Annotated in this window: 16 protein-coding genes and 1 tRNA gene; 4 read left to right on the forward strand and 13 right to left on the reverse strand. The window is 66.8% G+C overall.

What is annotated here, in order from left to right; genetic code table 11:
* Positions 1 to 76: 76 nt before the first annotated feature.
* A complete protein-coding gene (locus tag CLN94_RS01790) occupies positions 77 to 2,482 on the reverse strand; it encodes a heavy metal translocating P-type ATPase (protein ID WP_096430437.1) in 2,406 nt (801 codons plus the stop codon).
* Positions 2,483 to 2,621: 139 nt separating this feature from the next.
* Here CLN94_RS01790 and CLN94_RS01795 point away from each other — a divergent pair, with 139 nt between their 5' ends.
* Positions 2,622 to 2,825, forward strand: a complete 204-nt coding sequence (locus CLN94_RS01795; protein ID WP_096430440.1) for a YgaP family membrane protein — start codon at positions 2,622 to 2,624, stop codon at positions 2,823 to 2,825.
* An 86-nt stretch (positions 2,826 to 2,911) separates the two neighbouring features.
* On the forward strand, positions 2,912 to 3,487 hold the full coding sequence (locus tag CLN94_RS01800) for a L,D-transpeptidase (RefSeq protein ID WP_096430443.1): 576 nt from the start codon (positions 2,912 to 2,914) through the stop codon (positions 3,485 to 3,487).
* Here the strand turns inward: CLN94_RS01800 and CLN94_RS01805 are convergent.
* The gene (locus CLN94_RS01805; protein WP_096430446.1) at positions 3,481 to 4,584 is read right to left on the reverse strand and encodes an FAD-dependent oxidoreductase; all 1,104 of its coding nucleotides are present in this window, start codon (positions 4,582 to 4,584) and stop codon (positions 3,481 to 3,483) included. The genes CLN94_RS01800 and CLN94_RS01805 overlap by 7 nt on opposite strands.
* Before the next feature lie 156 nt (positions 4,585 to 4,740).
* Here CLN94_RS01805 and CLN94_RS01810 point away from each other — a divergent pair.
* A tRNA-Met gene (locus CLN94_RS01810) sits at positions 4,741 to 4,817 on the forward strand.
* A gap of 122 nt (positions 4,818 to 4,939) precedes the next feature.
* Here CLN94_RS01810 and CLN94_RS01815 read toward each other — a convergent pair.
* The 8 genes from CLN94_RS01815 to xdhA all read right to left on the reverse strand — a co-directional run bounded on the left by CLN94_RS01815 (position 4,940) and on the right by xdhA (position 15,792).
* A complete protein-coding gene (locus tag CLN94_RS01815; protein WP_096430448.1) occupies positions 4,940 to 6,223 on the reverse strand; it encodes an NAD(P)/FAD-dependent oxidoreductase in 1,284 nt (427 codons plus the stop codon).
* Between the two features lie 217 nt (positions 6,224 to 6,440).
* A complete protein-coding gene (locus tag CLN94_RS01820; protein ID WP_096430450.1) occupies positions 6,441 to 7,523 on the reverse strand; it encodes a BMP family ABC transporter substrate-binding protein in 1,083 nt (360 codons plus the stop codon).
* A gap of 72 nt (positions 7,524 to 7,595) precedes the next feature.
* Complete coding sequence (locus tag CLN94_RS01825; RefSeq protein WP_096430453.1) at positions 7,596 to 8,528, reverse strand: ABC transporter permease; 933 nt, start codon at positions 8,526 to 8,528, stop codon at positions 7,596 to 7,598.
* On the reverse strand, positions 8,525 to 9,607 hold the full coding sequence (locus CLN94_RS01830; protein ID WP_096430456.1) for an ABC transporter permease: 1,083 nt from the start codon (positions 9,605 to 9,607) through the stop codon (positions 8,525 to 8,527). The genes CLN94_RS01825 and CLN94_RS01830 overlap by 4 nt, the downstream gene beginning before the upstream one ends.
* Positions 9,604 to 11,127 (reverse strand): ABC transporter ATP-binding protein, encoded by a 1,524-nt coding sequence (locus tag CLN94_RS01835; protein WP_096430459.1) that lies wholly within the window; start codon positions 11,125 to 11,127, stop codon positions 9,604 to 9,606. The genes CLN94_RS01830 and CLN94_RS01835 overlap by 4 nt, the downstream gene beginning before the upstream one ends.
* The gene (gene xdhC / locus CLN94_RS01840; protein ID WP_096430463.1) at positions 11,124 to 12,065 is read right to left on the reverse strand and encodes a xanthine dehydrogenase accessory protein XdhC; all 942 of its coding nucleotides are present in this window, start codon (positions 12,063 to 12,065) and stop codon (positions 11,124 to 11,126) included. Before xdhC ends, CLN94_RS01835 begins: the two co-directional genes overlap by 4 nt.
* On the reverse strand, positions 12,062 to 14,407 hold the full coding sequence (gene xdhB / locus CLN94_RS01845; RefSeq protein ID WP_096430466.1) for a xanthine dehydrogenase molybdopterin binding subunit: 2,346 nt from the start codon (positions 14,405 to 14,407) through the stop codon (positions 12,062 to 12,064). Before xdhB ends, xdhC begins: the two co-directional genes overlap by 4 nt.
* Positions 14,404 to 15,792, reverse strand: a complete 1,389-nt coding sequence (xdhA, locus tag CLN94_RS01850) for a xanthine dehydrogenase small subunit (RefSeq protein WP_096430469.1) — start codon at positions 15,790 to 15,792, stop codon at positions 14,404 to 14,406. The genes xdhB and xdhA overlap by 4 nt, the downstream gene beginning before the upstream one ends.
* Positions 15,793 to 16,014: 222 nt before the next feature.
* Here xdhA and dnaE point away from each other — a divergent pair, with 222 nt between their 5' ends.
* A complete protein-coding gene (dnaE, locus tag CLN94_RS01855) occupies positions 16,015 to 19,533 on the forward strand; it encodes a DNA polymerase III subunit alpha (RefSeq protein WP_096430472.1) in 3,519 nt (1,172 codons plus the stop codon).
* Between the two features lie 2 nt (positions 19,534 to 19,535).
* On the opposite strand, the gene CLN94_RS01860 is transcribed toward dnaE, so the two are convergent.
* Genes CLN94_RS01860 through CLN94_RS01870 form a run of 3 tightly spaced genes read right to left on the reverse strand, consistent with a single transcriptional unit; the run spans position 19,536 to position 21,285 of the window.
* On the reverse strand, positions 19,536 to 20,603 hold the full coding sequence (locus CLN94_RS01860) for an AbrB family transcriptional regulator (RefSeq protein ID WP_096430475.1): 1,068 nt from the start codon (positions 20,601 to 20,603) through the stop codon (positions 19,536 to 19,538).
* Positions 20,604 to 20,615: 12 nt separating this feature from the next.
* Positions 20,616 to 21,074, reverse strand: a complete 459-nt coding sequence (locus tag CLN94_RS01865) for a hypothetical protein (protein ID WP_096430477.1) — start codon at positions 21,072 to 21,074, stop codon at positions 20,616 to 20,618.
* 4 nt (positions 21,075 to 21,078) lie between these two features.
* Positions 21,079 to 21,285, reverse strand: coding sequence for a SlyX family protein (locus CLN94_RS01870; protein ID WP_096430480.1), 207 nt, complete (start codon positions 21,283 to 21,285; stop codon positions 21,079 to 21,081).
* Between the last annotated feature and the right edge of the window lie 25 nt (positions 21,286 to 21,310).

Consider the following 21,310-nt stretch of genomic DNA (forward strand, 5'->3'; position numbering starts at 1 on the left):
GGGTCGATGCGACTTAGCCATGGTTTGTGCCCCGTGCAAAGCCGGGGATTTCGGCATCGGCGCCCGATTGCCGATGTCAGGCGCGGCGCAGGCGCAGCGCGTTGGTGACCACGAAGACCGAGGAAAACGCCATCGCCCCCGCCGCCAGCATCGGCGAGAGGCCGGGGCCGCCGAAGGGCTTCAGCACCCCCATCGCCACCGGGATCAGCGCGGTGTTATAGGCGAAGGCCCAGAACAGGTTCTGGCGGATGTTGCGCATCACCGCGCGTGACAGCACCAGCGCGCGCGCCACCCCCTGAGGATCACCGCCCATCAGCACGACCTCGGCGGCCTCGATCGCGACATCGGTTCCGGTGCCAATCGCGATGCCGACATCGGCGGCGGCGAGCGCGGGCGCATCATTGATGCCGTCGCCGACAAAGGCCACGGCGCCTGCGCGACCGAGCTCTGTGACCGCCGCGACCTTGCCCTCGGGCAGGACCTCGGCGATGACGCGGTCGATGCCGAGCGTGCGGCCTACGGCCTCGGCGGTGCGCCGCGTGTCGCCCGAGACCATCGCGGTTTCAACGCCCGCCTGATGCAGCGCAGCGATTGCCTGTTTGGCACTATCTTTCACCGGGTCCGAGACCGCGATTAGCGCCGCCAACCGCCCGTCGATCGCGATCCAGATCGGGGTTTTCCCCGCCCCGGCCAGATCGGCGGCCTGCGCGGCCAGAGGCGCGGTGTCGATACCCGCCTCGTCCATCGCGCGGGTATTGCCGATCAGGAAGGGCGCGCCCTCGACCTGTGCCGACAGCCCGCGCCCGGTCAGCGCCTTGATGCGCTTGGCCTGGCGCTCCGGTAGGGCGCGCGCGGCGGCTTCAGCGAGGATCGCATGGGCCAGCGGATGCTCCGAGCGCGCCTCGGCGGCGGCGGCACGGGCCAGCGCCTCGTTGCCATCCATGCCGGGGGCTGCGATCAGATCAGTCAGGGCCGGGGCGCCCATGGTCAGCGTGCCGGTCTTGTCGAAGCCCACGATTTTCACTTCGGAAAGCCGTTGCAGCGCGTCGCCGCGCCGGAACAGGAGGCCCAGTTCCGCGCCGCGCCCGGTGCCGACGAGGATCGAGACCGGCGTCGCCAGCCCCATCGCGCAGGGGCAGGCGATGATCATCACCGAGACGGCGGCGATGAAGGCGGGGGTGAAGCCCTGACCCGCCAGCATCCAGAGCGCGAAGGTCAGCACCGAAAGCGCCATCACCGCGGGCACAAACACCCGCGTCACCTTGTCGACCAGCGCCTGCACGGGCAGCTTCTGGCCCTGCGCCTCTTCGACCAGCGCGATGATCCGCGACAAGACCGTGTCGCCGCCCGTCGCGGTGACGCGATAGGCAAGCGCCGACTGGCCGTTGACGGTGCCGCCGGTGACCGGCGCGCCTTCGGTTTTCTCGATGGGGGCAGGTTCACCCGTCAGCATGCTTTCGTCGATCCAGCCGTGGCCCTCGGTCACGACGCCATCCACCGCGACGCGCTCGCCGGGGTTCAGCAGCACGATATCGCCCGGCGCCAGTTCATCGACGGGGAGCTCGATCACGCCGTCTTCGCGCTGGACACGCGCCGAAGTGGGGCGCAGCGCGACGAGGCGCGAGATTGCCTCGCCCGCGCGGCCCTTGGCGCGCGCTTCAAGCCAGCGCCCGACGAGGATCAGCGTGACGATCACGGCGGCCGCCTCGAAATAAACCTCGCGCGCCTCGGGCGGGAACAGGCCCGGCACCAGCACGACGAGCGCCGAGTAGAGAAACGCCGCCGAGGCGCCCATCGCCACGAGCGAGTTCATCTCGGGCGCGCCGCGCAACAGAGCCGGGAAGCCGAGCCGCAGGAACACCCGCCCCGGCAGCGCCAGCACCAGCGCCGTGAGGACGAACTGGATCCACCAACTCGCCTGCATCCCGATCGAATTCATGATCGCTTGGTGAAAGCCCGGGATCGTATGCGCGCCCATCGCCAGCACGAAAACCGGCGTGGTCAGGACGGCCGAGAGGATCACATCACGCTTGAGCCGGGCGGCCTCGGCGGCCTGTTTCTCGGTCACCGGGGCGGGGGCGGCGCCACCCGAGGCGAGCGTCGCGGTGACGCCTGCGTCCTGGAGCGCCCGGATCAATTCCGAAGGCGCAATCGCGCCCTGGGCGTAAGAAACCTGCAGCCCCTCGGACGCAGGCGTCACCGAGAACACGCCCGATTGCGCCGCCAATATCTCGGCCGCCTTGGCCGCATCGCCCTCGGGGTGGATCAGGGCCTGGGCGCGGGCGGGCGGATAGCCCGCAGCCTCAAGCGCCGCCGCCAGCGAGGCGGGCGTTGCCGGGGCTTCGAAGCTCACCCGCGCCGAACGCGCCATCAGGTTCGCCGAAGCATCCTGCACGCCGGTCTCGGCGCTCAACGCGCGCTCGACCCGTCCGGTGCAGGCCCCGCAATGCATGGCGTCGATGATGAAGGTGGTCTGGTTCATGAGGCGCCCCTTTCGCCCAATGACTTGGCGCGGGGGGCTGCCGGGGTCAAGCAGCGGAAGTCACATTCGAAATCTTGAATTTAATATGAGGAAATGCTATCTCGCGGATCAGATCAACCCGTTTTCCAGGAGTCCTCCCATGTCCATTGATCGCGCGATGTTCGCCTTTGCCGGCGCCATGGTTCTGCTCAGCGTCGTGCTGACCCAGTTCGTCCACCCCGGCTTCATGTGGTTCACCGTCTTCATCGGCGCCAACCTGTTCCAGTCGGCTTTCACCGGCTTCTGCCCGGCCGCCAAGATCTTCTCGAAGCTCGGCCTGCCGGTCGGCTGCGCCTTCAAATAAGCCAAAGCGGCAGCTCCTCGCGGTTTCGTTGGTTGTTCACGTTTTGGTGCTTTGGTAGCCTGAACGTGAACAGATCGGAGAATGCGATGCGTCGCCGTGCCCTTTTGACAAGTCTTGCCGTGGTGCCCCTGATCGGGGCGCCCGGTGTTTCCCATGCGATCGAGACCGCCTCCGAGGCGCCGAACTGGCCGATCGCGGAGCGTTTCTATCCGCGCGAAGTGCGGGTGAAACCCGAGCTGGCGGTGGGGTCGATCATCGTGCTCTCGGACAAATTCTACCTGTATCACGTGATCGCGCCCGGGCGGGCGATGCGCTACGGCGTGGCCGTGGGCCGCGACGAGTTGAAATTCCGCGGTCAGGCGGTGGTGGGGCGCAAGGTCGAATGGCCGAGCTGGAAGCCCACGCCCGAGATGATCGCGCGCAGCCCGCAGAAATACGCCAAATATGCCGACGGGATGCCGGGCGGCCCGAAGAACCCCTTGGGCGCGCGGGCGATGTATCTCTATCAGAACGGCCATGACACGGCGATCCGCATTCACGGCACGACCGAGCCGAGCTCGATCGGGCATGCGGTGTCGAACGGCTGCCTGCGGATGGTGAACGATCATGTGATCGCGCTGTTCGAAAAGGTGCCGGTGGGGACGCCCGTCACGGTCTACTGACCATTGACCCCGGCCATGAAGCGCCGGTCGATCCGGTCTTTCAGCCGCCAGAGCCAGGCACCGTCGAGCGGCAGGCCCCATTTGTCGGCTACCGCGCGCTTGTCGCCTGTCGAGATCAGTTTCAGATAGTCGCGCTGCGGCTGATAGCCCTGCATTGCTCCGCCCAGAACGGCGGCGCGCAGGTTGGCGGCCAGCACCGGCGCCTCGCGCACCGCGAAAACGCCCGCCTTGGGGCGCGGCGCATGCGAGAGATGCGCGATATCTCCGGCGGCAAAGATCGCCGGGTCCGAGCTTTGCAGGCTTGGCCCGACCGTGATGAACCCTTCGTGCAGCTCCAGCCCGGTTTCCGTCAGCCAGTCGGCGGGTTTGGTCGCGCCGGTGCCGATGACGAACTGCGCCTCGGCCTCGCGCCCGTCTGCAAATCGCAAGCGCCCCGGCGCTGCGGACACCAGCCGCGCGCCGGTCTCAAGGTTCACACCCAGCCGCCCGCAATGGCGCAGGAGCCGCGCCCGCGCGCCGCGCCCAACCGCGCCCAGGACCTGCGGCGCGGCCTCGTAGACGGTGACCTCGGCCTGTGGCAGGCGATGCTTGCAGGCCAGCGCAAGCTCCACCCCGGCCACGCCGCCGCCGATCACCGCCACGCGCGGCGTGGGCGGCGGAGCGGTAACAAAGGCGGCCCAGCGGGCGGCGAAATCTTCCAGCGGCTTCGCGGGTGTCACAGCTTGGGAAAATCCCGGAACCTGCGGCATTTCCGAGGTAATACCGATGTCGATCGAGGCGATGTCATAGGGCAGGGTCGTGCCGTCACCAAGGCGCAGAAGACGCGCCGCGCGGTCGATCCCGGTGGCCCGGGCCAGCACCAGCCGGGCGCCCGCGCGCGCGGCCAGACCAGCCAGGTCGATGCGCAGGGCCTCGAACGGGTAATGCCCCGCGATATGGCCCGGCAGCATCCCCGAATAGGCGGCCTGCGGCGTCGGGTTGAGCAGCACCAGCTCGGCCCCCGCGATCGGCTCTTGCGCCAGCGCGCGCAGCACCAGCGCATGGGCATGCCCGCCGCCCACCAGCACGATCCGCTTGCCTGTCTTGCCGCGATCCATCGTCACCTCCTGCCTCAGAGCTAAGCCGAAACGGCGCCGCTGCCAATCGCGCAGCCTGCCGCAGGGCCGCGCGCCTCCCGCGCCCGTCTCCGAGTGATTTTTTCCCGATTAGGGCCTTGACGCTTGCCGCGCTCTGGCTTAGTTCCCGCCCCCAGTGGCTAGGTAGCTCAGTTGGTTAGAGCACACGACTCATAATCGTGGGGTCGGGGGTTCAAGTCCCCCCCTCGCCACCATCTTCCCCCTTTAGAAACGTGGCGCCCTTACGGGGCGATTTCGCGTGTTCGGCTGGCGGCTTTGGCGGCCGCGCATGAAAAAGGCGGGCCTGGAGCCCGCCTTTCTGGTTTTCCCGAAGGCCTCAGCCCTTCTTGGTGGCCTTCAGCTTGTCGATGCCCAGAAGCTTCATCGCGAAGGCTTCGTAGAAGGTCTCGGACGTGCCCTTGCGGAGCTTGTGCATGAAGTATTTCTCGAAGCCGGCCTTGGCCCAGTGCACCCATTTGCCCTGGCTCGACCAGTTCACGTTGCGCGGCGGGATCTGCGGCTGGGCGACGAAGGCGATGCCCTGATCGCCGAAATCGGCGAGGCAGACGGCGTTCCAGGTGCCGACCTCGTCGGGCTCTTGCCCGCGCACGATCCGCCCGAGGTTATGGGCGGTCGCGGTGACCATCGATTCGATCATGAAGCCGGTTTTCGGCACGCCACAGGGCACCGGGGTCGGCGCGATCGGCGGGATCGCGACGCAGACGCCGATGGCGAAGATGTTCTGGTATTTCGGGTTGCGCTGATACTTGTCGACGATGGTAAAGCCGCGCGGGTTCGACAGCCCTTCGATGCCCGAGACCGCCGGAATGCCGCGGAAGGCGGGCAGCAGCATCGAGTAGCCGAAGGGCATTTCATGCGTCGCCTTGACCGAGCCGTCCTCGGCGATTTCCTCGACATGCATCACGCCGTCTTCGACCTTCTTGATGCGCGAGGAGGTCATCCATTTGATGTGCTTGTCGCGCATCGCGGATTCGAGCAGCCCCTTGGTGTCGCCCACGCCATCGAGCCCGAGGTGGCCGACATAGGGCTCCGAGGTCACGAAGGTGATCGGCACCTGATCGCGGATCTTCGCGCGACGCAGCGCGGTGTCGAGGATGAAGGTGAACTCATAGGCCGGGCCGTAGCAGGACGCGCCCTGCACTGCGCCGACGATGATCGGCCCCGGGTTTTCGCAGAAGCGGTCGAAGGCCACACGCGCCTCTTCGGCGTGATCGACGTGGCAGATCGACTGGGTGAAGCCGTTCGGCCCGAGCCCTTCGATCTCGTCAAAGGCCAGCTCGGGGCCGGTCGCGATTACGAGGTAGTCGTAGCTGACCGACTCGCCATTCTCGAGTTCGACCCGGTTCTCGTCGGGGATCAGCTTGGTCGCGGGCACCGGGATGAAATCGATGTTCTTGCGCTTCATCGTCGGTTCGAGATCGACGGTGATATCCTTGCGGTCGCGCCAGCCCACGGCCACCCACGGGTTCGAGGGCACGAAGTGATACTTCGGATCCTTCGTGATGACGGTGATCTTGTCTTCCTTGCGCACGGATTCGCGCAGCTCGTAGGCTTGGATGGCGCCGCCAAGGCCGGCGCCCAGAACCACGATATGTGCCATGATCTTTCCCCCTCTGCCGGTTTCGGAACCGGACCGTTCTCAAAATATGCGTAACCTTGAATATGACGCTGCGTTGCGTCAAGAGATTCCGCAAATCTGCCGCGCAATCTTACCATATTTTCTAGGGGTTTGGCGCAGGATCGTTGCTAGAACGAAAAACGGGCCGGAAATCCGGCCCGTTCGTGGTTTTGTTGCAGGCGGGCAGGCCCGCTGCATGTTACTGCGGCAGTTCGGCGGTGATGCCTTCGACATAGAAGTTCATGCCGGCCAGTTCGCCATCCTCGGCGGTCACGCCCTCGGCCAGCCAGGCCGAACCGTCCTGCTTGTTCAGCGGCCCGGTGAACGGGTGGTAGGTGCCCGCCGCGATCGCATCCTTCAGCGCCAGCGCTTCGGCCTTCACCTCAGCCGGAACCGCGTCCGAAATCTCGCCGATTTCGACCATGCCGGTGTCGATGCCGCCCCAGGTCGCGCCCGAGGCCCAGCTGCCGTCGAGCATCGCGCCGACGCGCTGCACGTAATAGGGCGCCCAGTTGTCGATCGTCGAGGTCACGCGCGGCATCGGCGCAAAGGCACCCATGTCGGAGGCCTGACCAAAGGTGATCACGTTGCCGGCCTCTTGCGCCTTGGCTTGCGGCGCGGTCGAGTCGGTGTGCTGCATCACCACGTCCACGCCCTCGGCGATCAGCGCGGCGGCGGCATCGGCCTCTTTCGCCGGGTCGAACCAGGTGTAGGCCCAGACCACTTTCATCTCGACATCGGGGTTGACCTTTTTCGCGTGGAGATAAGCCGAGTTGATGCCCTGGATCACTTCCGGGATCGGGAAGGAGGCGATGTAGCCGATCTTGTTCGACTTGGTCATGCGGCCCGCGATGGTGCCTTGAATGGCGCGGCCCTGGAAGAATTTAGCGTCATAGACGGCGACGTTGTCGGCGGTCTTGTAGCCGGTGGCGTGCTCGAATTTCACATCGGGGAACTTGGCCGCGACATTCATCACCGCGTCCATGTAGCCGAACGAGGTCGCGAAGATCAGGTTGTTGCCTTCCAGCGCGAGCTGGGTCAGCGCGCGCTCGGCGTCGGGGCCTTCGGGAACCGATTCCATGAAGGTGGTCTGCACTTTGTCGCCATATTCTGCCTCGATCGCCTGACGGCCCTGATCGTGCTGATAGGACCAGCCCATGTCGCCCACCGGGCCGACATAGATGAAGCCAACTTTCAGCGGCTCTTCGGCGAAGGCCGGCAGGCCGGCCGAGGCGATCATCGCGGTGGCGGCGGTGGTGATAAGGAAGGATCTACGCTTCATGGGAACTCCCCGTTGGTTGTGGGCCTGTGGCCCGGGTCTGATTTGGCCCCTTGCGGGGCAGGTCACGACGCCTTAGCTCGAGGCGTGGAAAGATTTGCCAAGGGCGGCGGGTGCCGCCTGTACGCCATGGCGATGCACCGCCGACAGGATCACCAGCACCACAATCGTGATGACATAGGGCGCCATCGACAGCAGGTGCACCGGGATCGAATATTCAGCCGCTTGCAGCTGCAATTGCAAGGCCGTGATGCCGCCGAACAGATAGGCCCCGATCAGCACGCGCTCGGCGCGCCAGCTGGCGAAGACCACGATCGCCAGCGCGATCCAGCCCGCGCCCGCGGTCATGCCCTCGGTCCATTGCGGCACCCGCACGAGGCTCAGGTAGGCGCCGCCGAGCCCCGCCAGCGCGCCCCCAAAAGCCAGCGCCGCGATGCGCACGGCGATCACCCGGTAGCCCAGCGCATGCGCCGCGTCATGGTTTTCGCCCACGGCACGCAGGACCAGCCCGACGCGCGTCTTGTTCAGAACATACCAGGTCGCCGCGACAAGCCCGAGCGACAGGTACACCATCCAGTCGTGAGAAAACAGCACGCGCCCCAGCACCGGCAGCTCGGAGAGCGGGCCAAAGTCGAGCTTGGTCGTCGCGGGCGGGCGGATGCCCTCATAGCTCTTGCCGATCAGCGCCGAGAGGCCCAGCCCGAACAGCGTCAGCGCAAGCCCGGTGCCGACCTGGTTCGACAGGAACACCTGCGTGAGGATCGCGAACAAGAGCGCCAGCGCCGCGCCGGCCAGCGCGCCCGCCGCAAAGCCCAGAACCGGGTTTCCGGTGGCGACCGCGACCGCAAAGCCGCCGACCGCGCCCATGATCATCATCCCCTCTACGCCCAGGTTCAGAACGCCGGATTTCTCGGCCACCAGCTCGCCCGTCGCGGCCAGCAGCACGGGCGTCGAGGCTGTCATCAGCATGGCCGTCAGCGCGATGATATCAATGCCACCGAGTGTCATGCCTTGGCCCCCTTGCCGATGCGAATGCGGTAGTTGGTGAGCACGTCGAAGCCCAGCAGGAAGAACAGGAGCATCCCCTGAAACACCTGGATCGCGGCGGCAGGCAGTTGCAGCATCAGCTGCGCCATGTCGCCACCGATATAGGTCAGTGCCATCAGCAGCCCCGCCAAGAGGATGCCGATCGGGTGCAGCCGGCCAAGGAAGGCCACGATGATCGCGGTGAATCCGTAGCCCGAATTGAACCCGTCGGTGATCTGCCCGTTCGGGCCCGCCACTTCAAACAGCCCCGCCATCCCCGCCAGCGCCCCCGAGAGCATCAGGCAGACCATCACCAGCCGCGACGGGTTCACCCCGGCAAAGCGCGCCGCCCGCGGTGCCTCGCCCGCGACGCGGATGCGAAAGCCTGCAAGGTGGCGGTGCATCAGGATGTAGGTTGCGATAACGGCAACAATCGCGGCCATCACCCCCCAATGCGCGCCGGTGCCCGCGATCAGCTCGGGGTTATGGGCCGAGGCGTATTGCTGCAGGTTGCGCGAGCCCGGAAAGCCGAAGCCCTGCGGGTTCTTCATCGGCCCGAAGGCCATGTAGGCCAGGAGGTTCTGCGCCACATAGACCAGCATCAGTGAGACCAGGATCTCGGAGGTGTTGAACCAGATCTTGAGCAGCGCCGGGATCATCCCCCAGAGCAGCCCGCCGAGCGCGCCCAGCACCACCATAGCGGGGAAAAGCCAAACGCTTTCCGCTGGATAGACCGCAAGCGCCAGCCCCGCGCCGCAAATCGCACCGATGATGTACTGGCCCTCGGCGCCGATGTTCCAGATGCCCGCGCGAAAGCCCACGGCGAGCCCCGCCGCGATCAGGATCAGCGGCGCCGCCTTGACCAGAAGCTGGCCGCGGAAATAGGCCGCGTTGGGGCCAAAGAGCGGGTCCCAGAAGATCACGCGGATCGCCTCGACCGGGTTCTTGCCGAGCGCGGCGAACAGAAAGCCACCCGCGATCATTGTTGCCAGAATGGCGACGATCGGCGTGGCCCAGCTCCAGGTCTTCGAGGGTGTCGGACGTTTGATCAGCGTAATCACAGCGCCGCCTCCTGCATGCCATGCGCGCCGCCCAGCATCAGGCCGACCTCGTCGATGGTCAGGCCTTCGGTCGGGCGCGGCGCGCTCAGCCGGCCTTCGTTCAGCGCGGCGAAATTATCGGCGATTTCCATCAGCTCATCGAGATCCTGCGAGATCACGATCACCGCGGCCCCGCGCCCTGCGAGGTCGAGGAGCGACTGCCGGATCGAGGCCGCCGCCGCCGCATCCACGCCCCAGGTCGGCTGGTTCACGACCAGCACGCGCGGCTCTTGCAGCACTTCGCGACCGATCACGTATTTCTGCAGGTTCCCCCCCGACAGCGCCCGCGCCGCCACATGCGGCCCCGGCGTGCGCACGTCGAACGCGGCGATCACCTCTTCGGCAAAGCGCCGCGCGGCGCCCATGTCGATGAACCCTTTTTTCGCCAGAGACTTGCGCACGGTCCCGGTCAGAAGCGCGTTTTCCGTCAGGCTCATCGCCGGCACGGCGGCATGGCCCAGCCGTTCCTCGGGCGCGGCCAGCACGCCCTTGGCGCGGCGCGGATCGGGGCCGAGCCCCGAGATATCTTCGCCCATAAGCCGCACGGTGCCCGGCTCGGAAGGTCGCTCGCCCGAGAGTGTCGCGAGCAGTTCCTCTTGCCCGTTCCCGGCCACGCCCCCGATGCCCAGCACCTCGCCCGCCCGCAGTCGCAGCGAGACCTCTTTCAGAGAGGGCCCGAATTGCGACATCGGCGGCAGTGAAAGCCCCTCGACCACCAGCAATTCCTCGCCAAGGCTGCGGCCTGCGCGATCGGCCGACTTGAACTCGGCGCCGACCATCATCTCGGCCAGCTCGCGCGCGGTTTTCTCGCGCGGGGTGCAGCTGTCGACGACCTTGCCACCGCGCAGGATCGTCGCGCCGTCACAAAGCGCGCGGATCTCTTCGAGCTTGTGCGAAATATAGAGGATCGCCGTGCCCTCGGCCGAGAGCTTGCGCAGCGTGTGGAACAGAATCTCCACCTCTTGCGGCGTCAGCACCGAGGTCGGCTCGTCCATGATCAGGAGCTTCGGGTCCTGCAACAGGCAGCGCACGATCTCGACGCGCTGACGCTCACCCGCGGACAGGTCGCCGACAAGGCGCGCAGGGTCTAAAGGCAGCCCGTAAGTCGTTGAGATTTCCCGGATGCGGGCGGAAAGTTCGCGCATCGGAGGCGGGTTTTCCATGCCAAGCGCGACGTTTTCGGCCACGTTCAGCGCCTCAAAAAGCGAGAAATGCTGAAACACCATCGCGACGCCTGCGGCCCGTGCCGCGCGCGGCTCGGGCGGGGCGAAGGGCGCACCGTTCAGTTCCATCGTCCCGGCATCGGGCTTGACCAGCCCGTAGATCATCTTGACCAGCGTCGACTTGCCCGCGCCGTTCTCGCCCAAAAGCGCATGGACCTCGCCGGGCGCGATCGAAAAGCTCACGTTGTCATTGGCTTTGACGCCCGGATAGGCCTTGGTCAGGCCCTCGATCCGCAGAAGTTTTGCATCCCCCGTCACCCGGCGCGTCCTTCTTGTTCATGGCCCGAGCTGGCAGGCCCGGTGGCGCGTTTCTCTCTGAGTAGCCCGCTGGCGACCCCTAGGGCAATGGCCTGCGGGTGCTTTCCCAACGTCGGATCGCCTATTGGGCAGGCAATGCGCGAAATTTGTGCGTCGCCATGGCCAAGTGCCCGCAGCCGCGACCGGAAGCGTGCCCATTTTGTCGCCGACCCGATCAACCCGGCTTGGGAAAACCCGTGAGCCAGAAGCGCGTGGCACAGCTCCAGATCAATCGCGTGGCTATAGGTCAGGATCAGATGCGCGGCCTCGCGCGGGGCAAGGGCGACGGCGCGGGCGGGCTCGGGCGCGATGATCCGCCGCAGCCCGTTCTCGCCTTCGGGAAAGCGGTTTTCGGCGGTGTCGATCCAGGTGATTTCGAAGGCGGGCAGGGGCGCAAGCACCGAAACCAGCGCGCGCCCGACATGCCCCGCCCCCCAGATCCAAAGCGGCGTCGGCGCGGGCGCGGGGGCCTCCAGCAGCCAGCCCTCGATCCAGCGTTTCGGCGCCTCGCCCCGGTCGCGGGCGCGGGCCAGCGCGCGGCGCACCGCCAGCGGCATCTCGGGCGCGCCGCCCAGCGGACGGGCGAACACCTCCGCCGCCTTAGTGCGCGCGATCCAGTCCGCATCGACCCGCTCCAGCGCCAGTACGAGGGCGCCGCCGCAGCACTGGCCGACATCGGGGCCAAGCGCCACGCGCTGGCTGCCGGTTTCGCCCCGGCGCGCCGCCGCGATCGCGTCATGCTCCAGCCGACCGCCGCCGATCGTGCCTTCGATCCCATCGGCCCAGACCCAGAGTTCCGCCCCCGCTTCGCGCGGTGTTGATCCCTTGACCTCGGCCACCAGCACGCGGGTGAAGGGCCCGCGCCGGGCCAGGGCTGCGCGCAGCAGATCGAGCCTCATGCCGCATCCCCCCGCGCGCGATGCACCGCCGCGAGAACCGCCTCGGGCGTCGCGGGGGCGCGCAGGTCCGGATAGTGCGGCCCGCAAGCCGCGCAAGCCTCCGACAGCGCAAGCCATGCCGAAATCCCCAGCAGGAACGGCGGCTCACCCACCGCTTTTGAGCGGTAGATCGTGTCCTCGCGATTGGGCTCATCCCAAAGCGAGACGTTGAACACTTCGGGCGCATCCGAGGTCGCCGGGATCTTGTAGGTCGAGGGCGCATGACTGCGCAGCCGCCCCTGTTCGTCCCAGACCAGCTCTTCGGTAGTCAGCCAGCCCGCGCCCTGCACATAGCCGCCCTCGATCTGCCCGACATCCAGCGCCGGGTTCAGCGAGGCGCCCGCGTCATGCAGGATATCCGCGCGCAGGATCCGGTTTTCGCCGGTCAGCGTGTCGATCACCACCTCGGTCACCGCCGCGCCATAGGCAAAGTAGAAAAACGGCCGCCCGCGCCCGGCGACACGGTCCCATTCGATCTTGGGCGTGGCGTAGAACCCGTTCGACGACAGGCTGATCCGCGCCTGATAGGCCTCGGCGACCAGATTGGAGAAACGCCAGACCCGCGTCCCCGCCCGCACCTCGCCCGCCTCGAAAACCACCGCTTCCGCCGGGCAACCGCCCCGATGGGCGGCAAACTCAGTCAGCCGGGCCCGGATCGCCAGACAGGCGTTCTTCACCGCCATCCCGTTCAGATCCGCCCCCGACGAGGCCGCCGTGGCCGAGGTGTTGGGCACTTTCGAGGTATCCGTCGCGCTCACCCGAACCGCCTCGGGGCCGATCGCAAACACCTCCGAGGCCACCTGTGCCAACTTCTGATGCAAGCCTTGCCCCATCTCGGTGCCGCCATGGTTCATCAGCACCGTGCCGTCGGTATAAAGCTGCACCAGGGCACCGGCCTGGTTCAGATGGGTCAGGGTGAAGGAAATCCCGAATTTCACCGGGCTCAGCGCGATCCCGCGCTTCAGCGTCCGATGCGCCGCGTTCCATTCCGCCACCGCCGCCTTGCGCGCGCGGTACTCCGCGCTCGCTTCCAGCCGCGCCACAAGCGCGTCCAGCACGCAATCCTCGACGGGCTGGCCGTAATGGGTCTCCTGCGGCTTCATTTTGCCCGAAATATCCCGGGGGGCCGAGGCTTCGCCTCGGCGGGGCAGAGCCCCCTCGGCGGGCGGGGCATAGAAATTGCGCTGGCGCAGTTCGAGCGGGTCGATCCCCGCGACGTGGGCCAGATGGTCCATCGCGCGCTCCATCCCCAACAAGCCCTGCGGCCCGCCAAAGCCGCGAAAGGCGGTGGCGCTCTGGGTGTTGGTGCGCAGCCGGTGGCTCTCGATCCGCATCGCGGGCACGAAATAGCTGCTGTCCGCATGCAGCATCGCGCGGTCGCAGACCGGCAGGCTCAGGTCCATCGACCAGCCGCAACGCGCCATCTGCACGAAGTCCGCCCCCACCAGCCGCCCCTCGGCGTCGCAGCCCAGCCGGTAGCGGATGCGGAAATCGTGGCGCTTGCCGGTGATGACCATGTCGTCGTCGCGGTCATAGCGCATCTTGCAGGGCCGCCCCGTGGCGCGCGCCGCCACTGCGCAGGCGATCGCCAGATGGTTGCCCTGGCTTTCCTTGCCGCCAAAGCCGCCGCCCATGCGCCGCATCTCGACGCGCACGTCATGTAGCCCGAGCCCCAGCGCCTCGGCGACTTTGTGCTGGATCTCGCTCGGGTGCTGGCTCGAGCACTTGATCTCGACCCCCTGATCGAGCGGCAGTGCCAGCGCCGCCTGGCTTTCCAGATAGAAATGCTCCTGCCCGCCGATCTCGAATTCGCCTTCGGCCAGATGCGCGGCGCCCGCCAGCGCCGTGCCCGCATCGCCGCGGCTCCAGACGACCGGCCCGCCCTCGAAAAGTGACCCGGCCGCGAGCGCCGCGTCGATGGTCAGAATCGCGGGGCGCTCGGCATAGTCGATCCGCCCGAGCCGCGCGGCCTTGCGCGCTGCCAGATGGCTCTCGGCCACCACCAGAAAAATCGGCTGGCCGTGATAATGCACGACGCCCTCGGCCAGCACCGGCTCGTCATGGGCTGAGGGGCTGGCGTCATTGGCAAAGGGCATGTCGGCGGCGGTCAGCACCGCGATCACGCCCGGCGCCGCGCGCACCGCCGAAAGGTCCATCGCGGTGATCTCGGCATGAGCGCGGGTGCTCAGCCCGAAGGCCAGATGTGCGGTGTTGGCCGGGCAGGGGATGTCGTCGGTATAGCGCGCGCCGCCCGTCACATGCAGGCGCGCCGAGTCGTGAGGCAGGGATTTCGCGACACTCATGCCCGCACCTCCAGAACCGACGTGGCTTCGCCCTCGGCCTCGCGCAGGTAGCGCAGGACCATCGCCCGCGCCGCCTCCATCCGGTAGCGGGCCGAGGCGCGCAGGTCGGACATCGGCGTAAAATCCTGTTCCAGCGCCGGCAGGGCGGCTGTGATGGCGGCCTCGGTAAATGGCTGGCCGATCAGCGCGGTTTCCAGCGCCTTGGCACGTTTCGGCACCCCCGCCATGCCGCCGAACGCGATGCGCGCACTTACAATTTTCGAACCATCTCGGGTGATATTGATGCCGCCGCAGACCGCAGAAATGTCCTGATCGAACCTTTTCGAGAGTTTGTAGCAGGCAAGTTCGGGCGCGGATTTCGGCACGATCACGGCCTCGATAAACTCGCCCGGCGCGCGGTCTTGCTTGCCATACTCCAGGAAAAACGCCTCCAGCGGCAGCTCGCGCCGCGCCGCGCCGCGCCGCAAGACCAGCCGCGCCCCCATCGCGATCAAGAGGGGCGGCGTGTCTCCGATCGGGGAGCCATTGGCGATATTGCCGCCGATCGTGGCGACCTGCCGGATCTGTTCGGAGGCAAAGCGGCGCAGAAGTTCGGCAAAGGTGGGGTGCGGCCCTTCCATCGCCTTGCGCAGCGCGGCGATGGTGGTGTTGGCGCCGATCCAGATCTCGTCGCCCTGCGTTTCCACGCCTTCCAGCGCGGAAAGCCCGGAGAGGAACACGACCTGCTCTAACGCGCGCAGCTGTTTCGTCGCCCAGAGCCCGACATCTGTTGCGCCCGCGATCAGCTGGGCGCCGGGGTTCTCGGCATACCAAGCGGCGAAGCGGTCAAGGTCGTGCGGGCGCCAGCCATGGGCGCCTTCTGTCTCGGCCGGGGCGGGCAGGGCGGCCTGTGCCGCGCGGTCGTCAAGATGTGCGGGCGCGGGGGCCGCAGCGGCGGCCTTGGCCGCGCGCAGGATCGGCGCATAGCCGGTGCAGCGGCACAGATTGCCCGCCAGAAGATCGGCGTGATCGTCGCGCCCCGCCGCATGGCCCGCCGCCATCGAGGCGACGAATCCCGGCGTGCAAAAGCCGCATTGGCTGCCGTGATGGGCGATCATCGCCTCTTGCACCGGATGCAGCGTGCCATCGGGCGCCGAGATCCCCTCGACCGTGCGCAGCGCGCGGCCCTGCATCTGCCCCATGAACAGGATGCAGGCGTTGATCGCCTTGGGAAGATCGGCGCCGGGCTCGGTCACCATCACCGTGCAGGCGCCGCAATCGCCTTCGTTGCAGCCTTCCTTGGTGCCGGTCAGGCCTTGGGCCCGAAGCCAGTCGAGCAGGGTTTGCGTTGGATCGACATCGCGCAGATGCCGGGTTTCTCCGTTCAGAAGAAACGTGATCTCCATGGAAAAAGTCCGCCGCGTTACCCTGATTAGTCGCCCGCCCCGCTCGATGCGGCGTAGAACGGAGGGGCCTCCCGGTTCTCCGAGCAAAGCCGATCAGCGCCGGGCTGACAAGCTTTTCCGCGCCCCGCCACGCGTGGATTTCGGGCGGGTGCCCAAAAAACGAGCAGCGTGAAGCGGCGATCGGGGCTTATCAAGGCGCGCGGCGAAGGCTAGCTTCGGCCCATGCCCGATCCCCGATTCATCCATCTGCGCCTGCACACCGAATACTCGCTGCTCGAAGGGGCGGTGCCGGTGAAAAAGCTGATCAAGCTCTGCGAGGGTGCCAAGATCCCGGCCGTCGCCGTGACCGACACCAATGCGCTGTTTGCGGCGCTGGAGTTCTCGGTGCTGGCGCAGGGCGCTGGGGTGCAGCCGATCATCGGCTGTCAGGTCTCGGTGGCCTATGATCCGGCCGCGCCCGGCGAAAAGCCGCGCCTGCCCGCGCCGCTGGTGCTGCTGGCGCAGAACGAGGCGGGCTATGAAAACCTGATGAAGCTCTCGACCTGCCTTTACGTCGACAAGCCGGGCGGCATGATCGAGGTGACGGTCGACGAACTGGCCGCCCATTCCGAGGGGCTGATCTGCCTCTCGGGCGGGGCTGACGGGGCGCTGGGGCGGCTGATCCGGGCGGGGCAGCCGGGCAAGGCGCGGCTCTTGATGGAGCGCCTCGCCACGATCTATCCCAACCGGCTCTACGTCGAACTGCAGCGCCATCCGGGCGAGGGCGGCGCCCTGCCCGAGGCCGAGCGCGCGACCGAGCGGCCCTTCATCGAGATGGCCTATGATCTGCATCTGCCGCTGGTCGCCACCAACGATGTCTATTTCCCGAAATCCGACATGTTCGAGGCCCATGATGCGCTGATCTGCATCGCCGAGGGCGCCTATGTCGACCAGCAGGAGCCGCGCCGCCGCCTGACGCCGCAGCATTATTTCAAGTCCGAAGGCGAGATGTGCGCGCTGTTTGCGGACCTGCCCGAGGCGCTGGAAAACACTGTTGAGATCGCGAAACGCTGCTCTTTTGCCGCCTATAAACGCAAGCCGATCCTGCCGCGTTTCGCCGAAGACGAGGTCGAGGAACTGCGCCGCCAGTCCTGGGAAGGCCTGCGTGCGCGCCTTGCGGTCATCCCCCATGCCGCCCCGGTCGAGGAATATGAGGAGCGGCTGAAATTCGAGCTCGGCATCATCGAGCAGATGGGCTTTCCCGGCTACTTCCTGATCGTGGCCGATTTCATCAAATGGGCCAAGGATCACGGCATTCCGGTCGGGCCGGGGCGGGGCTCGGGGGCGGGCAGCCTTGTGGCTTATGCGCTCACCATCACCGACCTTGACCCGCTGCGCTATTCGCTGCTGTTCGAGCGGTTTCTGAACCCCGAACGGGTCTCGATGCCCGACTTCGACATCGACTTCTGCATGGATCGCCGCGAAGAGGTGATCCATTACGTGCAGGAGAAATACGGTCGCGAGAAGGTTGCGCAGATCATCACCTTCGGCGCGCTTCTGTCCAAGGCAGCGGTGCGCGACGTGGGGCGCGTGCTGCAGATGTCTTACGGTCAGGTCGATCGGCTGTCGAAAATGATCCCGGTCGAGGGCGTGAAGCCCGTCAGCATCGAAAAGGCGCTGGCCGACGAGCCGCGCCTGCGCGAAGCGGCGCGTGCCGAAGAGGTGGTGGAGCGGCTCCTGACCTACGCCAAGCAGGTCGAGGGGCTGCTGCGCAACGCCTCGACCCACGCGGCGGGCGTGGTGATCGGCGACCGGCCTCTGGATGCTTTGGTGCCGCTCTATCAAGACCCGCGCTCAGACATGCCCGCGACGCAGTTCAATATGAAATGGGTCGAGCAGGCGGGGCTGGTGAAGTTCGACTTTCTGGGCCTCAAGACGCTGACGGTGATTCAGTCGGCGATGGAACTGATCTTCAAATCGGGCCGGCCTTTGCATGTCGCGGCGGACGGCACAGAGCTTTACGAGCCTGCCGAGGGCGCCGAGAACCAGATCAACGCGATCCCGCTCGATGACGCGAAAACCTACCGTCTCTACGCGGATGCGCGGACGGTCGCGGTGTTCCAGGTGGAAAGCTCGGGGATGATGAACGCGCTACGCCAGATGAAGCCCACCTGCATCGAGGATGTGGTGGCGCTGGTGGCGCTGTATCGTCCGGGCCCGATGGACAACATTCCGACCTATTGCGAGGTGAAACACGGCACCCGCCCGCTGGAATCGCTCCATCCCACGATTGACCCGATCCTGAAGGAAACCCAGGGCATCATCGTCTATCAGGAGCAGGTGATGCAGATCGCCCAGGTGATGGCGGGCTATTCGCTTGGCGGCGCTGACCTGCTGCGCCGCGCGATGGGGAAAAAGATCGCCGAGGAAATGGCCAAGGAGCGGCCGAAATTCCTTGAGGGGGCCAAGGCCACGCATAATGTCGATGCGAAAAAGGCAGGTGAAGTCTTTGATCTGCTTGAGAAATTCGCGAACTACGGCTTCAACAAATCGCACGCGGCGGCCTATGCGGTGGTGTCCTACCAGACCGCTTGGCTGAAGGCGAACCACCCGGTCGAGTTCATGGCGGGCGTCATGAACTGCGATATCCACCTGACCGACAAGCTCGCGATTTACCTCAACGAGGTGCGCCGCGGCCTTGATATCGAGGTGGTGCCGCCCTGCGTGAACCGCTCGCTCGCGAGTTTCGACGTGGTCGATCAGAAGCTGGTCTATGCGCTCGGCGCGCTGAAAAACGTGGGGCTCGACGCGATGCGGCTCATCGTCGAGGCGCGGCAGGTGGACGGGCGCGACGTGCCCTTCGCCAGCCTCACCGATTTCGCGCGGCGCTGTGACCTCAAACGCATCGGCAAGCGGCCGCTTGAGATGCTCGCGCGCGCCGGGGCCTTCGATCAGATCGACCCGAACCGCAAGCGCGTTTTTGAGAGCCTCGAAAGCCTGATGGCCTGGTCGGCGGCGGTGCTTGAGGCGCGGGCCTCGGCGCAGGTGTCGCTGTTTGGCGATGCGGGCGACGACCTGCCGCCGCCGCGTCTGGCCGATACCGACGACTGGCTGCCGGCGGAACGTCTGTCGGAAGAGCACAAGGCGATCGGCTTCTATCTCTCGGCCCACCCGATCGAGGATTACCTGCCCGCGCTGCGCCGCAAGAAGGTGATGTCCTTCGAGGAGATCGAGAAGAAGGCCGCCGCCGATGGCCCCTTCGTCTGCAAGGTCGCGGGCGAGCTGGCCTCCATGCGCGAACGCAAATCCGCCAAGGGCAACCGCTTTGCCTTCATCGCCTTTTCCGACGCCTCGGGGCCCTTTGAGGTCACCTTTTGGTCGGATGCGCTGGATGGCGCGCGGGCGCATCTGGAAAACGGGCGGCTTCTGGTGATGACGGTGCGCGCCGAGCCCGAGGGGGAATCGGTGCGCCTAGTCGCGCAGGGCGTGCAGCCGATCGACCAGGTGACGGCGGATGCCGGGGGGGCGGGGCTGCTCATTCATCTTGAGACGCCCGAGGCGGTGCCCTCGGTCGCGGCGATCCTTGAGCGGCTGGCCGCCGAGGGCAAGGTGCGTTCGCGCGGGCCAGTGGCCTTCAACGTCTTCGATGCCGAGCGTGGCTGTCAGTACAAGATCGACACCGGCAGCCAGTTCCCGGTCAACCCGCAGGTCAAGGGCGCGATCCGCGCGCTGCGCGGGGTCTCGATGGTCGAGGAAATCTGAGGCTAAAGCGTTCGTTTCGCAAGAAATTTCGCCGCCAGAACCGCGAGCACGATGCGCATCGCGTGATGGGCTGTGACGTAGACGATGCTCATTTGCATCGACAGCGCGATCAGCGACATCTCTGCCAGCCCGCCCGGCGCGAAGGCCAGGAAAACAGCCGTGCGCGGCTCGTCGATCAGGGGCGCGAGGGCGAAAGCCATCACGGCTGCCAGCGCCAGCGAAATCGCGGTCGAGACCGTTGCCATCAGGGCCGCCGCGCGCAGCCGGTGCCGCTCGATCCCGGCAAAGCGCACGCCCAGCGACACGCCGATAATCAACTGCGTCGCCTGCACCAAGAGCGCGGGCGGGGCGCTTTCGACATAGCCCAAGAGGTGAAACAGTCCCGAGCACAGGATCGGTCCGGTCATGAAGCCTGCGGGCAGGCGAATGATCCGCCCGACCCCCGCGCCGATCACCGCCGCTGCGACGAGCCAGGGCAGGTCGGCCAGCGTGAAGGCCGCGCGATCCAGTGTCGCGCCCCCGGCCGAGCCGACCGCATGGCCGGTCAGCCAGGTGAAAAACAGCGGCACCGAGATGATCGTCACGATCACGCGGATGAATTGCAGCACCGTCACCATCGCGCCGTCGCCACCGCGCTCCTCGGCCATCTGCACGGTTTCGATGAGCCCGCCCGGCGCGGTGCCGAACAGCGCCGTCACCGGATCTAGCCCGCCCATGGCGCGCACGGCGCTGAAGCTCAGGAAATGCGCGAGCGGGATGAAGACGCAAAGCGCCACCAGCGAGGGCCACCACAGTTGCACCTCATCGAGGATCGCGGGGGTGAAGCTCGCGCCGATCGCGACGCCGAGGATCGGGATGAACCAGAACCGCAGCCGCACCGGGAATTGCACAGGCCGCCCCAGCGGCTTCCAGCCGATCAGCGCCACCGCCGCCACCGCCAGAAGCGCCCCCAGCAACATCGGCAGGGGCAGATGCGCAAACTTGGCCGCAATCCCGCCCAGCGTCCCGATCGCGATCGTCAGCACGACGGTCGGCCAGTGATGCGAGCGAAGGGCGGCGGGCGGGGTCATCTGGCGCTTCTCTCAAAGCCCGGGGTCGGGGGCAATGGGCTGCGTCGCACAGAGCGCCCTGCGCCGCTGCGCAATCCGCATCAGCACCAAGGCCGCCAGAGCCAGCAGCGCCTCGGCCAGCCGATGCAGCGTCATCACCCGCAGGGCATGGGCCCCGGCGCCGTCCGGGTGCAGCATTTCGCCCAGCGTGACCAGCTCATTGAGGCTGATCGCCAGCACCCCCGCCGAGGCCAGCAGCACGCCAGCAATGCTGATCCGCAGGTCGTTTTCGCGCATCAGGGCGATCAGCAGCAAAAGCGTGGGCGCCCCCCAAGCCGTCTGCCAGAAGAACACGCCCAGCTCGCGCCAGAGCTGCAACCGGCGGATCACCGTGCCCAGTTCAATGCCCGGCGTGAAGATCAGCGTGCCAAGGAAAAACACGGCCTGCGCCAGCACGAAGCCCCATGCGATGCGCCACAGCCAGACCAGCATCCGATCACCAATGCGGCGGCTTCTGATCGGCCAGCGGTACTTGCCCGCCCGCCTCGAATTCGCGCTCGGCCTCGCGCTCCATCAGGATCAGGAGTTGCCGCTCGAGCCGCTGGATCCGCCGCGCCTGATCGGCGACGACATCGGACAGGTCCTGAACCGTCTTTTCCTGATGCGCCAGTTGTTCTTCCAGCCGGATCGTATCGTTGCTCATGAGGCTCTCCTTTCTGCTGTCATAG

The sequence above is a fragment of the Pseudothioclava arenosa genome (assembly GCF_002358085.1).
GTDB lineage: Bacteria > Pseudomonadota > Alphaproteobacteria > Rhodobacterales > Rhodobacteraceae > Pseudothioclava > Pseudothioclava arenosa.

Coding starts and splice junctions, on each gene's coding strand:
- CLN94_RS01790 (WP_096430437.1), bottom strand. CDS start 2,482: ATGAACCAGACCACCTTCATCATCGACGCCATGCATTGCGGGGCCTGC.
- CLN94_RS01795 (WP_096430440.1), top strand. CDS start 2,622: ATGTCCATTGATCGCGCGATGTTCGCCTTTGCCGGCGCCATGGTTCTG.
- CLN94_RS01800 (WP_096430443.1), top strand. CDS start 2,912: ATGCGTCGCCGTGCCCTTTTGACAAGTCTTGCCGTGGTGCCCCTGATC.
- CLN94_RS01805 (WP_096430446.1), bottom strand. CDS start 4,584: ATGGATCGCGGCAAGACAGGCAAGCGGATCGTGCTGGTGGGCGGCGGG.
- CLN94_RS01815 (WP_096430448.1), bottom strand. CDS start 6,223: ATGGCACATATCGTGGTTCTGGGCGCCGGCCTTGGCGGCGCCATCCAA.
- CLN94_RS01820 (WP_096430450.1), bottom strand. CDS start 7,523: ATGAAGCGTAGATCCTTCCTTATCACCACCGCCGCCACCGCGATGATC.
- CLN94_RS01825 (WP_096430453.1), bottom strand. CDS start 8,528: ATGACACTCGGTGGCATTGATATCATCGCGCTGACGGCCATGCTGATG.
- xdhC (WP_096430463.1), bottom strand. CDS start 12,065: ATGAGGCTCGATCTGCTGCGCGCAGCCCTGGCCCGGCGCGGGCCCTTC.
- xdhB (WP_096430466.1), bottom strand. CDS start 14,407: ATGAGTGTCGCGAAATCCCTGCCTCACGACTCGGCGCGCCTGCATGTG.
- xdhA (WP_096430469.1), bottom strand. CDS start 15,792: ATGGAGATCACGTTTCTTCTGAACGGAGAAACCCGGCATCTGCGCGAT.
- dnaE (WP_096430472.1), top strand. CDS start 16,015: ATGCCCGATCCCCGATTCATCCATCTGCGCCTGCACACCGAATACTCG.
- CLN94_RS01860 (WP_096430475.1), bottom strand. CDS start 20,603: ATGACCCCGCCCGCCGCCCTTCGCTCGCATCACTGGCCGACCGTCGTG.
- CLN94_RS01865 (WP_096430477.1), bottom strand. CDS start 21,074: ATGCTGGTCTGGCTGTGGCGCATCGCATGGGGCTTCGTGCTGGCGCAG.
- CLN94_RS01870 (WP_096430480.1), bottom strand. CDS start 21,285: ATGAGCAACGATACGATCCGGCTGGAAGAACAACTGGCGCATCAGGAA.